The organism is Lentzea cavernae (assembly GCF_014653695.1).
GTDB lineage: Bacteria > Actinomycetota > Actinomycetes > Mycobacteriales > Pseudonocardiaceae > Lentzea > Lentzea cavernae.
Genome location: NZ_BNAR01000036.1, coordinates 1 through 1,301, shown reverse-complemented (window position 1 = coordinate 1,301; position 1,301 = coordinate 1). Strand labels below are relative to the sequence as shown.

Here is a 1,301-nt window from a genome sequence, read left to right as displayed (position 1 = left end):
CCAGTCAGCTCCAACCGTTACCGGTCTTCCACCTCTGGCCTATCAACCCAGTGGTCTAGCTGGGGGCCTTAACCCACGAAGGGTGGGATACCTCATCTTGGAACGAGCTTCCCGCTTAGATGCCTTCAGCGGTTATCCCTTCCGAACGTAGCCAACCAGCAATGCTCTTGGCAGAACAACTGGCACACCAGCGGTCCGTCCGTCCCGGTCCTCTCGTACTAGGGACAGCCTTCCTCAAGTATCCTACGCGCGCGGCGGATAGGGACCGAACTGTCTCACGACGTTCTAAACCCAGCTCGCGTACCGCTTTAATGGGCGAACAGCCCAACCCTTGGGACCTACTCCAGCCCCAGGATGCGACGAGCCGACATCGAGGTGCCAAACCATCCCGTCGATATGGACTCTTGGGGAAGATCAGCCTGTTATCCCCGGGGTACCTTTTATCCGTTGAGCGACCACGCTTCCACAAGCCATGGCCGGATCACTAGTTCCGACTTTCGTCCCTGCTCGACCCGTCAGTCTCACAGTCAAGCTCCCTTGTGCACTTGCACTCAACACCTGATTGCCAACCAGGCTGAGGGAACCTTTGAGCGCCTCCGTTACTCTTTGGGAGGCAACCGCCCCAGTTAAACTACCCACCAGGCACTGTCCCTGATCCGGATCACGGACCGAGGTTAGACATCCAATACGACCAGAGTGGTATTTCAACGATGACTCCACAACCACTGGCGTGGCCGCTTCACAGTCTCCCACCTATCCTACACAAGCCGAATCGAACACCAATACCAAGCTATAGTAAAGGTCCCGGGGTCTTTCCGTCCTGCCGCGCGTAACGAGCATCTTTACTCGTAATGCAATTTCGCCGGGCCTGCGGTTGAGACAGTCGAGAAGTCGTTACGCCATTCGTGCAGGTCGGAACTTACCCGACAAGGAATTTCGCTACCTTAGGATGGTTATAGTTACCACCGCCGTTTACTGGCGCTTAAGTTCTCAGCTTCGCCCCGAAGGACTAACCGGTCCCCTTAACGTTCCAGCACCGGGCAGGCGTCAGTCCATATACATCGTCTTGCGACTTCGCATGGACCTGTGTTTTTAGTAAACAGTCGCTTCTCGCTGGTCTCTGCGGCCGTCTCGCCCTAGCCTGCAAGAGGCTTCAAGCGCTACGGCCCCCCTTCTCCCGAAGTTACGGGGGCATTTTGCCGAGTTCCTTAACCACAGTTCGCCCGATCGCCTTGGTATTCTCTACCTGACCACCTGTGTCGGTTTGGGGTACGGGCCGCGTGAAAGCTCGCTAGAGGCTT

1 rRNA gene is annotated in these 1,301 nt (G+C 56.6%); it reads right to left on the bottom strand.

What is annotated here, in order from left to right:
- A 23S ribosomal RNA gene (locus tag IE307_RS46475) occupies positions 1-1,301 on the bottom strand; the annotation flags it as partial.